This window comes from Alcaligenes sp. 13f (assembly GCF_020496585.1).
In the GTDB taxonomy this organism is placed as follows: domain Bacteria; phylum Pseudomonadota; class Gammaproteobacteria; order Burkholderiales; family Burkholderiaceae_B; genus Alcaligenes; species Alcaligenes phenolicus.
The window spans coordinates 24,621-36,667 of the sequence record NZ_JAHKKC010000013.1 but is presented as its reverse complement, the minus strand read 5'-3'; the positions used below and the strand labels follow the sequence as shown (position 1 = coordinate 36,667).

The window sequence follows — 12,047 nt, the reverse complement described above, 5'->3', positions numbered from 1 at the left end:
GATTTTTAATGGTTTAATCGGCTCTGGCCTAAAAACCAGTTAGAAAGGGGGTGCTTAGCACCCCTTTTTTATTAGTCACAAAACCATTGCCTGAACATGCAGGCCAATCATGCTAAGTTATGGATTTGCTTTTTCATTAGCGAGTCCCCATGACACGTCCCATCGTGCTGCAACTGGCATCTTTGGCCCAGCACCCTTCTTTTGACGAAATCGACCGTCATTTCGAGCGCATTGTCCTCCAGGACCTGAACCAGCTCTCTGCCGAGCAGATCGAACGCGTACAGGTACTCCTGACCAGCGCTGTCACTGCTACCCCCGCTTCCTTGATGGACCGCCTGCCCGCTTTGAAAGCGATTTGCAGCGTAGGGGTAGGCTACGACTCCATCGACGTACAGGCCGCCAAACAGCGCGGTATTCAGGTCAGTACCACTCCTGATGTTCTGAACGATTGCGTGGCCGATATGGCCTGGGCCTTGATGCTGGATGCGGCTCGCCGTGTGACGGAATCGGATCGCTACGTGCGTGCTGGTCTGTGGGACAGACCCAATGGTTTCGGGCTGGGGACACGGGTCAGCGGCAAGAAGCTGGGCATTGTGGGCCTGGGACGCATTGGCCAGACCATTGCCCGCCGCGCCAGTGGCTTTGATATGGAACTGCGCTATCACAACCGCCGTCCACGTCACGATGTGCCCTGGCACTATGAGCCTTCCCTGATCGAACTTGCCCATTGGGCAGACATCATGGTGATTGCTGCCGTCGGTGGCGATGAGACACGGGGGCTGATCAATATAGACGTGCTGAACGCCTTGGGTCCCAAAGGGATTCTGGTCAATATTGCCCGCGGCAGCGTGGTCGATGAAAGCGCACTGATTGCCGCCCTGCAGGAAGGACGACTGGGCTCTGCCGGGCTGGATGTGTTCGAGAATGAACCCCAGGTGCCCCAGGCCTTGCGCGATCTGACCCAGGTCGTTCTGGCACCGCACACGGCCAGTGCAACGCACGAGACACGCGAAGCCATGCTCTCGCTGACGCTGGAAAATGTATTGCAGTATCAAAAAACCGGCAAAGTGCTCACGCCGCTTACCGTATAAAAAACAAGTCGCCTACCGTTTTCGCGGTGGCGACTTATTGAATGCACTGTCTGAATCAGGAATCGACAGGGTCCATATTGTCGGGATCAATGCCGCTGGTTTTTAAATTATTATCATCGGCAAAGCCACAGACGAATTTCCAGGCCAAAGGTTCAAGCTCTCGCAGGCGCGCATCCACCACCACACATCGCACGCCGTCAATCAATCGCGGCACCACATAGGGCGAATAGGTCAGATGACCACCCATCGCCCCAGCGGGACGAAACTGGGACATTACACCGGCCAAGCGTTCTGCCCAATCACTGGGACGAAAGCGCTGATCCTGCCGGGTCACACCATGGATTACAAGTTGCTTCACTGGCTCTGTCATAACAATTAATCGCTAATCGTGCAGTTCAGGTATGCTGCACCTTTTCCTTTCTCGCCACGCATTGTATCCGATCGCGGCCACGCAAAGCCCGGGATTCAATAAATTAGCCGCTTGACAATTTATTGCTAATCATTACTTTGCCCTCTCGCTTTATTCCAAAACCAAACGGTTTCCCCTTCCCCGCCACAGACCGGCTTTGCTCTTAATAGCCGGACAGGTTAAGATGGCTTTCTTTATCCGCAGGATTTTTTTATGGATGCCATCGTGCAAGCAGGACCGCTTCGGCACTTTCTGCAATTTCGCGACTTTTCTCACGACGAAATTTTATATGTGCTGGAACGCGCACGCCTGATCAAAGACAAGTTCAAACGCTATCAGCCGCACCACACATTGCACGACCGCACCCTGGCGATGGTTTTTGAAAAAGCCAGCACCCGTACCCGTGTTTCGTTTGAAGCCGGTATGTATCAGTTAGGCGGCTCGGTCATTCACCTGACCACCACCGACTCGCAGCTGGGTCGCTCCGAACCTATTGAGGATACCGCCCGCGTGGTTTCACGCATGGTCGATATCGTCATGATTCGTACCTTCGAGCAAACCCGTCTGGAGCGTTTTGCCTCCCACTCGCGTGTGCCGGTCATCAATGGCCTGACCAACGAATTTCACCCGTGCCAGATTCTGGCCGACATCTTTACCTTTATCGAACACCGTGGCGATATCAAGGGCAAGACCGTGGCCTGGATTGGTGACGCCAACAATATGGCCTATACCTGGCTGCAAGCCGCAGAAATCCTTGGCTTCACCCTGCATGTGTCGGCCCCTAACGGCTACCACCTGGAGTCGGATCGCACCGGCAACCCGGATTCCAGCATTCTGCGCGAATTCGACGACCCACTGGAAGCCTGCAAGGGCGCGCACCTGGTCACCACCGACGTGTGGACCAGCATGGGTTACGAAGACGAAAACGAAGAGCGTCGCAAAGCCTTTGCTGACTGGCGTGTGGATCAGGAAATGATGGATGTGGCCGACCCTGACGCCATCTTCATGCACTGCCTGCCCGCTCACCGTGGCGAGGAAGTGACTGGCGAAGTCATTGACGGTCCACAAAGTGTGGTCTGGGACGAAGCCGAGAACCGCTTGCACGTACAGAAAGCATTGATGGAGTTCCTGATTCTGGGGCGTCTGGAAGCCTGAGTGCTTCTACCCGGAGCAGACTTTGCTCAATGACATAAAAAGGGGATACGTCGTATCCCCTTTTTAATACCGGATCGCTTCACATGCCTATCCAAATGTGATTCACATAATCCCTTTGAATATACGTTCCAAACTGGCGTACTGCTGATCCTTTAACCGCCAAACTCAAGTCCTCAAAGCGTCAGGCAATGCGATAAGCGATCTCAAGCAACACCGCCCACATCAACACCAGATTCGCTTTACTCCTGGATTTCCAAACCCGCCAAGCGATAGCCAACCTGCAACTCAGTCAGTAAATACTTGGGTTGTGCCGCATCCTCTTCCAGCTTTTGGCGCAGCTGCATCATGTACACCCGCAGGTAATGAGGCCGATCGGAATACGCCGCTCCCCAGGTTTCATGCAGCAAATGTTGGTGCGTCAGCACCTTGCCATGTCCCCGGATCAAGGCCGTCAGCAAGCGAAACTCGATCGGTGTCAAATGCACCGCCTCCCCGTCCTGCGTGACCTCATGGGAGGCCAGATCCACCTGCACGTTCCCAAAGCGAACCCGCGAAGAAGCCGTCTGAACATTCGGAACCAGCTGAGAGCGGCGTAACAAGGCCCGGATCCGGGCCAGCAGCTCCGGTACGCCAAAGGGTTTCACCAGGTAATCGTCCGCCCCGGCATTCAAGGCCGCTACTTTTTCTTCCTCTCGCTCACGCGCCGACAGCACCAGAATGGGCGAATACACCCAGCTGCGCAGATCACGAATCAAGTCCTTGCCATCCCCGTCGGGCAGACCCAAATCCACAATCATCAAATCAGGGCGACGGGTTGCCGCATCCATGCGCGCCTGCGCCAGCGTGCTGGCCTCAATCACGGACATGCCTTCCTGCTCCAAGGCAATTCGCACAAAACGACGAATATTGGATTCGTCCTCCACGATCAGTATCTGGGCTTTGTTCATGTCAGTAGCTCATCACCATCCATACGGGGGGCCGCTTTCCAGGGCAGGCGAATCTCGAAGATCACGCCATGGGGCATACGCGGCTTGGCGCTGATCGTACCACCATGTGCGGCAATAATCGTGCGGCATAGTCCCAGACCCAAGCCCACGCCCGCGACCGAGGACTCTTTCTGCCCACGCGTAAAAGTATCAAACAAGCGCTCGGGGTCGCCCGGCGGCAAACCGGGGCCATCATCACTGATCAATAAATACATGGACTGGCCAGAACACAGGCCACGCAAGGAAATGGTGCTGGTGGCAGGTGTGTATTTGGCGGCATTATCCAGCAGATTCGTCACTACCCGTTCCAGCAAGACACCATCCACCTCGACCAAAGGCAGATCCGCTGCAAACTCGGTCACCACCTTGCGGGACTGCAAAGCGGCAGCACAGCGGGCTACTGCAATCCCCACAATCTCACCCAGAGCATGCCACTCCTTATGCAGCTTTACGCCTTCGCTTTGCATACGCGCCAGGTCCAGCAGGTTGGAGACCTGACGGCGCAGTTCGTCCGACTCAATGCGAATGGAACGGGCAATATCCGTGCGCTCGGTTTCACTCAAACCTTTGGGCTGCTCCAGCGTTTCAGCCAGCCCCCGAATCACGGTCAAAGGTGTACGTAAATCGTGCGAGACGGCGGACAGCAAGGTATTGCGCATTTTCTCCCCCTCCATGCGCAACACCGTATCCTGGGCGATTGCCACATAATGAATCCGCTCCAATGCCTGGGCCAAGGTAAAGCAACAAGCATCCAGCAAACGCCGTCCATCGGGAGTCCTCAACGACGCGGCTCCGCCTGACTGCACCACCAGCACCCCACGCGGGGCCATGGGGCCTTTCAAGGGCAGATACAAGGCACTGGCACCACTCAGAGTCTCGGTGCCGTTACCGGCAGCTTCCATATGATCAAACACCCATTGCGCCACCGATAGCTCTACAAAGCCGGTATGGCGGGTCGCCACCAACTGGTTTTGTTGATCCGGCACCACCAGCACCACCTGCATCTCGAACAAGGGTTCCAGCGTATCGCGGCAGACCGCCAGGACTTGTTCCAGGGCCAAGGCGCCTGCCAAGTCCCGACTTACTCGGGTCAGCGCCGCCGCGCGTCGTTCACCATCTCGTGCAGCCCTGGCTTCGGCCTGCAATTTGGCAGCCAACTGACCAATAATCAGCGCCACCCCCAGCATGACGCCGAAGGTAAATACATATTGGGTATCCGTCACCGAGAAGGAATAACGCGGCTCGACAAAAAAGAAGTCGAAAAACGCCACTGACAGCAAAGAAGCCCATACCCCCGCCAGTCGTCCCAAACGCAGGGCAATAAAGACCACAGTGATCAGGAACAGCATAATCACGTTGGAGAGCTCGAAAAAGGGCAAGAGCTTCTCGGCCAGCAAGGTGGTCACAACGCAAATAATGGACGCAATCGACAAGGCCTTGCCTTGTGCCATGGGTTGTTCCAGCTCCAGGGGCCGTATGGGCCGCTGTACCGTATCCATACGCAGCAGCAGCAAACCAATTTCAGGGTTGCTGCGCGCCAGGCGCTCGGACAGGCGAGTGCGCCAGGGCCAGATAGATCGCGCTGACGAGTTTCCCAAAATCAGCTTGGTCGCATTGCGCTGACGGGCATAGGCCAAAATCGTGTGCGCCACATCCTGCCCGGCAATATTGGCAAACTCGGCTCCGGCATGCTGAGCACTGGCCGCCAAGCGCACCAGTGCTTCCTGCGCCTTGATCTGCCCGCTTTCCTGCGGCGTATCCACATGCAGCACAATCCAGGGCGTCTGCAATTGCTGGGCCAAGCGCGCCCCCTCCCGAATCAGAGCTTCCTGGGCGCTATCGGCACTGACGCATACCATCAGTAACTCACGTGTCGGCCAAACTGTCCGGATCGCATGGGAGATCCGATACACATGCACGTCCGCATTGACCCGATCCGCCACCCGGCGCAAAGCCAACTCACGCAGAGCAATCAGATTGCCGCGACGAAAGAAGTTCTGACGCGCGTGGGCCACCGAGTCGGCCAGATACACTTTGCCCGCACTCAGACGAGACAAGAGATCATCCGGCGGCAGATCCACCAGCAAGACATCGGCCGCTCGATCGAAAATCCGGTCTGGCACCGTCTCCCGGACCCGTACCCCAACAATGCCGCCCACCACCTCATTCAGACTATCCAGATGTTGCACATTGAGCGCGGTATACACATCAATGCCCGCATCCAGCAATTCCTCCACATCCTGCCAGCGCTTGGCGTGTCGACTGCCTTCAATATTGGAGTGCGCCAGTTCGTCCACCAGCAGCAGTTGATAACCCGAGGCCAAGGCGGCATCCAGATCAAACTCCGTCACCACCCGCCCCTGACGTTGATACTCCTTGCGAGGCAGCACGGGCAAACCGTCAATCAGAGCCTGGGTTTCCTGACGGCCATGGGTTTCCACAATCCCGATAGCCACGGACACGCCCTCGGACTGGCGTTGATGCGCCTCCTTGAGCATGGCGTAGGTTTTCCCTACGCCCGCGCAGGCGCCGAAGAAAATCTTGAGTTGTCCGCGACGAGGCTGGTGCGGATCCTCGCCAATCACCTGCAGCAGCTCATCCGGGTCCGGCCTATCCTCAAGTGACATGAATCTGCGCACTCCATCCAGAAAATTGCTATTGATCTTACGCTCTTATCCAAAAAACGGCGTCAGGAGCAAATCAATCAGCTTGATGCCTATGAAGGGCGCAATCAGCCCTCCCAAGCCGTAAATCAGCAAGTTGCGTTTCAGCAAACGGCTGGCCGGTTCGGCCCGATATTTCACGCCCCGCAAGGCCAAGGGAATCAGGGCAATGATGATCAAGGCATTGAAAATGACTGCCGACAGGATGGCGGTAGCCGGACTATGCAGCTGCATCACATTCAAAGCACCCAAAGCAGGATACGTGACCACAAAAGCCGCAGGAATAATCGCAAAGTACTTGGCCAGATCATTGGCGATGCTGAAGGAGGTCAGGGCACCGCGTGTCATGATCATCTGCTTGCCCACTTCCACCACACGCAGGAGCTTGGTGGGGTTGCTGTCCAGATCCACCATATTGCCGGCCTCTTTAGCCGCCTGAGTGCCGCTGTTCATAGCCACGGCCACATCGGCCTGCGCCAGAGCAGGCGCATCATTCGTGCCGTCGCCGGTCATGGCAACCAGGCGACCTTCATCCTGATAGCGCCGAATCAATTGCAGCTTGTCCTCGGGCGTGGCTTCGGCCAAATAGTCATCCACCCCGGCTTCGGCCGCAATGGCAGCGGCGGTCAGCTTGTTGTCCCCGGTAATCATGACGGTCTTGATGCCCATGGCGCGCAACTCGGCAAAGCGCTCCTTGATACCGCCTTTGACGATATCTTTGAGCTCCACCACACCCAGCACCTTATTACCTTCGGTGACGAGCAGCGGTGTGCTGCCCCGTCGGGCGACCTCATTGACCAAGGTGTCCAGTTCGCGAGGAAACACGCCGCCCAGGGACTCGATATGGGAGCGCATGGTATTTGCCGCCCCTTTCCGAATCTGACGACCCTCGATATCAATGCCGCTCATGCGTGTATGGGCGCTAAAGGCAATGGTCTGCGCACCTTGCAATTCACGACCACGCAAATTGAAAAGCTGCTTGGCCAGCACCACAATGGAGCGTCCTTCGGGGGTCTCGTCCGCCAACGATGCCAATTGGGCCGCGTCTGCCAAGGCCTGTTCCGATACCTGCGGCGCGGGCAAAAAGGCCGAGGCCTCCCGATTACCCAGCGTAATGGTGCCGGTCTTGTCCAGTAGCAGAACATCCACGTCTCCCGCCGCCTCGATAGCGCGGCCCGAGCTGGCCAGCACATTGGCCTTCATCATGCGGCTCATCCCGGCGACACCTACCGCCGACAGCAAGGCACCGATGGTAGTCGGAATCAGACACACCAACAGAGCAATCAAGGCGGTAATCGTAACGGGCGAACCTTGGCCGGTCAGCACCGTCGCAAAGCTGGAGAAAGGCAGCAAGGTCACGCACACCAGCAGAAAGATCAGCGTTAGGGCAACCAGCAAGATATTCAAGGCAATCTCGTTTGGCGTCTTGCCGCGCTTGGCCCCCTCCACCATCGCAATCATGCGATCCAGAAAAGCCTCACCCGGTTTGGCGGTGACCCGCATCACGATCCAGTCAGACAGAACACGGGTTCCCCCCGTAACGGAACAAAAGTCGCCCCCCGATTCCCGGATAACTGGCGCGGATTCACCCGTAATAGCGGACTCGTCTACCGACGCTGCCCCCTGCAGCACTTCGCCATCAGCCGGAATAATCTGGCCCGCCTCAACCAGCACATAGGCACCGGGCAGCAGTTCGTCGCTGGGGACAGGCCAGGCGCGGCTATCACGGGCGGGGTCTTTCAGAACCTTGGCCATGACCCGCTTGCGCGTAGAACGCAGCGCGTCGGCCTGCGCTTTACCCCGGCCTTCTGCCACGGCTTCGGCCGCATTGGCAAACAGGACCGTAAACCACAGCCAGGCTGCAATAGACCAGATAAATCCAGCGGGGGCCTCACCCTGCCCCATCAAGGCCTGCACACCCAGCAAGCTGGTGACGATACTGCCCAGATACACCACACACATCACCGGGTTCTTGAACTGCACCCGAGGCGACAATTTCTTGAAGGCTTCCTTGCACACCGTGCCCCAGGGCACGGCCTGAAATGCCGTCGAACGCCCGGCCTCTTGCGGGGCTTTCAGATCAGTAATAGACATAATGACACCTGCTCCTAACGCACTGCGGGCTGGGCACGCTTGGCCATGTCCAGCGCCAGATTAAGCTCCAGGACCTGCACTCGTGGCTCGCCCAGCACACCTAATTGACGAGCACTGGTATAGCGATCAATCAGGACCTGGACCTGAGCCAGCGGCATACCGCGCACTTTGGCGATACGGGCGGCCTGCAAACGGGCATTGGCCACCGAAATATGCGGGTCCAAACCCGATGCCGACGCTGTGACCGCATCGACAGGCACGGGAGCATCCTCTGCCAAACCGTTCATCAGGCGATATGCCTTGCTGCGTTCTGCCACAGCCTCCAGCAAACTTTTGCTTAATACCCCCTGATTGCTGGCACCACTGGCCGCCGCGTTATAGGGCTGTGCAATGGTCTTGGAAGGGTCAGCCGGATCGACTCCCAACGTCGCGCTAGGACGCCCTTGGAAATACTCGGGCTGACTGAAGTACTGACCAATCTGGCGTGAACCCACGAGCTGGCCGTCACGCAGAATCAGGCTGCCCTTTGCCTGCTCCGGGAACAGGGCGGTGCCGATAAAGGTCGTGGCCAACGGGTAGGCAATGCCCGTCAACAGCATAAAAAACAAGGCAGACAGCAGCACGGGACGCAAGAAGCTTTTCATCGTCGGTGCAGCCGGTGTCGAAACCATAAATTGATGGGTAGACATGACAGTCAATCCTCAAAAAGTAATGCCATCGAGCATCAACAGGTGCTCCACAATTGGGCCCAGCGCCAGTGCAGGCAGGAAAGTCAGCCCGCCCACCACCAGAACCACGAAAATCAACAAGCCGGTGAACAAGGGGGTGGCCGTCGACAAGGTGCCTGGACCCGCAGGAACTGCTTTCTTGGCAGCCAGCACACCGGCCAAAGCCAGCAGGGGGAGCAGGGTCAGATACCGCCCCACCAACATGGCCAGCCCTATCGTTGTATTGAAGAAAGGTGTGTTCGCGTTGAAACCTGCAAAGGCTGAACCGTTATTGGCCGTACCCGAGGTATAGGCGTACAGCACTTCGCTGAAACCATGCGGCCCCATATTGGACAGACTGTCCATGGTGGATGGCAGCACGCTGGCCAAGGCCGTAAAGCCCAGAATGCTGAAGGCATGCGCCAGCATGGCCAGCATCACATACTTCATCTCCCGCGCCTCGATCTTCTTGCCCAAGAACTCCGGGCTGCGCCCTATCATCATGCCCACCAGAAACACCGTCAGAATGGCGTAGCTGACCAGGCTGATAAAGCCCACGCCTATCCCACCAAACACGTTGTTCAGCATCATTTGGGCAATCGGCACCAGGCCACCCAAAGGCGTCAGCGAAGAGTGCATGGCATCGACCGAGCCGGTAGTCGCAGCCGTGGTCACGGTGGCAAACAAGCTGCTTTGCGCCACACCGAAGCGCAGTTCCTTGCCCTCCAGATTGCCACCGCCCATCGTGCTGCTTTGTGTTTGGTCCACCCCCAGGGAAGTCAGCAATGGATTGCCTGCCTGTTCGGCGCTATAAATCAGGGACAGAAAACCGATGAACATCACCAGGAAGGCCGCAAAGAAAGCCCAACCCTGGCGACGACGAGCCAGCATGGAGCCAAAGGCGTAAGTCAGGGCCGAAGGCACCAGCAACATGCTGAGCATATGCACGGTATTAGTCAGCGGCGTAGGGTTTTCAAATGGATGAGCCGCGTTCATACCAAAGAAGCCGCCCCCATTAGTCCCCACATGCTTGATGCTTTCAAGGCTGGCTACTGGCCCCAGAATTATCTGCTGCTTGAGACCTTCCAGCGTATTGACCACGACATCCGAGCTCAGTGTCTGTGGCATACCCTGCCAGATATACAGCAAGGCCAGCAGGAAGCTGCACGGCAAGAGCAAACGATACAAGGAGCGGGTGAAATCCACCCAGTAGTTGCCAATATCCGCCGAGCTTTTACGGCTTAAGCCACGGATGAAACCACCTGCCGCTGCCAGACCCGTTGTGGCACTGATCATCATCAGAAAGGTGATGGCCGCCATTTGGGAAAAATTGGACAGACTGGATTCACCCGAGTACGCCTGCCAATTAGTATTGGTCGTAAAAGACACAGCCGTATTAAAGGCCAGGTCAGGCGTTTGTGCGGCGCGCTGCAGGCTGTCGCCGGGAATCCAGCCCTGCACCCGCAAAAGAATATATCCCAGAAGCAACATGGCGGCATTGCTCAACAAGAGCGCCAGACCATATCGCTTCCAGGACATTTTCTCTTCAGGATTCACGCCCAGCAGCCGATACGTGCCACGTTCGATCAGGCTGTGATTGGGGCTACTGAAAAAATGGGCAATCCATTTACCCACCACCACTAACAAGACCGTAGAGACGGCCAGAATAACTAGAAACTGCATCAGATCGTCCAGCATGACAGCTCCTCTTACAGCTTCTCAAGACCAAGAACCAATCCGGTCGCCATCGCAAAGAACGCGAACAGCACCGCTAAAAATAGAAAATCACTCATATGCACACCTGTTCCCACAATGAACACTTGCTGGCCTGAACTTAGAATTTTTCGGCCTTGAGCAAGGCATAGAACAAATAGATAAACAGCCCCAGAGAAATCCCTCCTGCCAGAACCGTAAAAAAGGACGCACTCATCCCGAACTCCTGATCAATGCTGACTTGCAGCAGACAGAGAAAGTCTAGGAGTGGCGGCATAAATTCAGAGCAGTGTTTACTGGCCCGCGTATAAAGACGGCATATGGATTTGGGCCAGGGCGACACCGGCACGCTCCAGCAACTGATCTGTCCAGCGTTGATAAGTCTGTCTGGCAATAAGGTGCAAAGTGCTCAGGTGCTGATCCAGGCCCAACAAGATATGTTCCGCATCCTGGGCCGCCGGACCGTATACCTGCTCCAACTCGCAGCAGCCGTGATCACACCACTGACGGATGCTGTCGGCAGTCACTTCCAGGTGGCCTTGAAAGGCCCAATGCGGGCCCAGGCAAAAACCTTTATTCAGGCAATGTGGGCCGTATAAAGTCCGGCTGGCCCCCGAGGGAATCTGGAAGGTGTCGTAATGCCAGTTGAACAGCATGGCACGCCTGGGCAGGCCCATGACACGCCGGGCGTAAGGGCTGCTCCAGACCTGACCCCAGCCTATGTTCGGATACGGGTTGCGCTGCACGCGGGCCCCCAGGGAACGCGCCAGCAGTTGCGCCCCGAAGCAATGCCCCAGAACCGGAACATGACGCTGAACCGCATCCAGCAACAGTGCATGCTCCTGCTCTATCCAGGGCAAAAGATCATTGACACTGCGATCACTGCCCAGCACCACCACCCCGCTGTAATCACGAGCCGACACGGGCGCCCGGCCATCCAGCGGCGACATGCACAAGTGATAGGGAAGACCGTGGCTCTCCAGATGATCCAGCAGCACCCCCGGCCCTTGCGTGACCTCGTGCTGCAAAACAAGAATGGGTTTCATGAGATGAAAGCCTGACCGCGCAGGCCTGTTGTTCAGGAGAACTCACTGTAGAACTGGCCGTATCAAGACCAGGATCTGTTTGCGATCAGGCTCGTATAAGTGGCATCAAGGTGCTTCCTGCAGCACACAAAAAACCAAGACCGTCATTTGCCTGACATATGCCTTTGCTCAAATGTAATCGTT

The 12,047-nt window shown here is 56.8% G+C and carries 10 protein-coding genes; 2 read left to right on the top strand and 8 right to left on the bottom strand.

The window, feature by feature from the left end; translation table 11 throughout:
* Positions 1 to 149 precede the first annotated feature (149 nt).
* Complete coding sequence (locus KOE80_RS12460) at positions 150 to 1,091, top strand: 2-hydroxyacid dehydrogenase (RefSeq protein WP_226349248.1); 942 nt, start codon at positions 150 to 152, stop codon at positions 1,089 to 1,091.
* Positions 1,092 to 1,146: 55 nt separating this feature from the next.
* Here KOE80_RS12460 and KOE80_RS12455 read toward each other — a convergent pair whose 3' ends face one another.
* On the bottom strand, positions 1,147 to 1,461 hold the full coding sequence (locus tag KOE80_RS12455) for a DUF3579 domain-containing protein (protein ID WP_009455652.1): 315 nt from the start codon (positions 1,459 to 1,461) through the stop codon (positions 1,147 to 1,149).
* 252 nt (positions 1,462 to 1,713) lie between these two features.
* Between KOE80_RS12455 and argF the strand changes: the two genes are divergently transcribed.
* Positions 1,714 to 2,655: an ornithine carbamoyltransferase gene (gene argF / locus KOE80_RS12450; protein WP_226349247.1), complete on the top strand. Its 942-nt coding sequence runs from the start codon at positions 1,714 to 1,716 to the stop codon at positions 2,653 to 2,655.
* A gap of 239 nt (positions 2,656 to 2,894) precedes the next feature.
* Here argF and KOE80_RS12445 read toward each other — a convergent pair whose 3' ends face one another.
* From KOE80_RS12445 to KOE80_RS12415, 7 genes are all read right to left on the bottom strand, one after another.
* Positions 2,895 to 3,602, bottom strand: a complete 708-nt coding sequence (locus KOE80_RS12445) for a response regulator (protein WP_226349246.1) — start codon at positions 3,600 to 3,602, stop codon at positions 2,895 to 2,897.
* Entirely contained in the window at positions 3,599 to 6,268 is a 2,670-nt protein-coding gene (locus KOE80_RS12440; RefSeq protein ID WP_226349245.1) for a sensor histidine kinase, read from the bottom strand. The genes KOE80_RS12445 and KOE80_RS12440 overlap by 4 nt, the downstream gene beginning before the upstream one ends.
* Before the next feature lie 45 nt (positions 6,269 to 6,313).
* Positions 6,314 to 8,398 (bottom strand): potassium-transporting ATPase subunit KdpB, encoded by a 2,085-nt coding sequence (gene kdpB, locus KOE80_RS12435; protein WP_226349244.1) that lies wholly within the window; start codon positions 8,396 to 8,398, stop codon positions 6,314 to 6,316.
* Positions 8,399 to 8,412: 14 nt separating this feature from the next.
* Complete coding sequence (kdpC, locus tag KOE80_RS12430) at positions 8,413 to 9,087, bottom strand: potassium-transporting ATPase subunit KdpC (protein ID WP_226349243.1); 675 nt, start codon at positions 9,085 to 9,087, stop codon at positions 8,413 to 8,415.
* 12 nt (positions 9,088 to 9,099) lie between these two features.
* The gene (kdpA, locus tag KOE80_RS12425; protein WP_060186013.1) at positions 9,100 to 10,803 is read right to left on the bottom strand and encodes a potassium-transporting ATPase subunit KdpA; all 1,704 of its coding nucleotides are present in this window, start codon (positions 10,801 to 10,803) and stop codon (positions 9,100 to 9,102) included.
* A gap of 136 nt (positions 10,804 to 10,939) precedes the next feature.
* Positions 10,940 to 11,035: a K(+)-transporting ATPase subunit F gene (kdpF, locus tag KOE80_RS12420; protein WP_022983188.1), complete on the bottom strand. Its 96-nt coding sequence runs from the start codon at positions 11,033 to 11,035 to the stop codon at positions 10,940 to 10,942.
* Positions 11,036 to 11,111: 76 nt separating this feature from the next.
* Positions 11,112 to 11,864, bottom strand: a complete 753-nt coding sequence (locus tag KOE80_RS12415) for a type 1 glutamine amidotransferase (protein ID WP_226349242.1) — start codon at positions 11,862 to 11,864, stop codon at positions 11,112 to 11,114.
* Positions 11,865 to 12,047 lie beyond the last annotated feature (183 nt).

Bases quoted from the DNA above. Each gene is read 5' to 3' on its own strand.
- kdpB (WP_226349244.1), bottom strand. From the start codon at position 8,398: ATGTCTATTACTGATCTGAAAGCCCCGCAAGAGGCCGGGCGTTCGACG.
- KOE80_RS12440 (WP_226349245.1), bottom strand. From the start codon at position 6,268: ATGTCACTTGAGGATAGGCCGGACCCGGATGAGCTGCTGCAGGTGATT.
- kdpF (WP_022983188.1), bottom strand. From the start codon at position 11,035: ATGAGTGCGTCCTTTTTTACGGTTCTGGCAGGAGGGATTTCTCTGGGG.
- kdpA (WP_060186013.1), bottom strand. From the start codon at position 10,803: ATGCTGGACGATCTGATGCAGTTTCTAGTTATTCTGGCCGTCTCTACG.
- KOE80_RS12455 (WP_009455652.1), bottom strand. From the start codon at position 1,461: ATGACAGAGCCAGTGAAGCAACTTGTAATCCATGGTGTGACCCGGCAG.
- KOE80_RS12460 (WP_226349248.1), top strand. From the start codon at position 150: ATGACACGTCCCATCGTGCTGCAACTGGCATCTTTGGCCCAGCACCCT.
- argF (WP_226349247.1), top strand. From the start codon at position 1,714: ATGGATGCCATCGTGCAAGCAGGACCGCTTCGGCACTTTCTGCAATTT.
- KOE80_RS12415 (WP_226349242.1), bottom strand. From the start codon at position 11,864: ATGAAACCCATTCTTGTTTTGCAGCACGAGGTCACGCAAGGGCCGGGG.
- KOE80_RS12445 (WP_226349246.1), bottom strand. From the start codon at position 3,602: ATGAACAAAGCCCAGATACTGATCGTGGAGGACGAATCCAATATTCGT.
- kdpC (WP_226349243.1), bottom strand. From the start codon at position 9,087: ATGTCTACCCATCAATTTATGGTTTCGACACCGGCTGCACCGACGATG.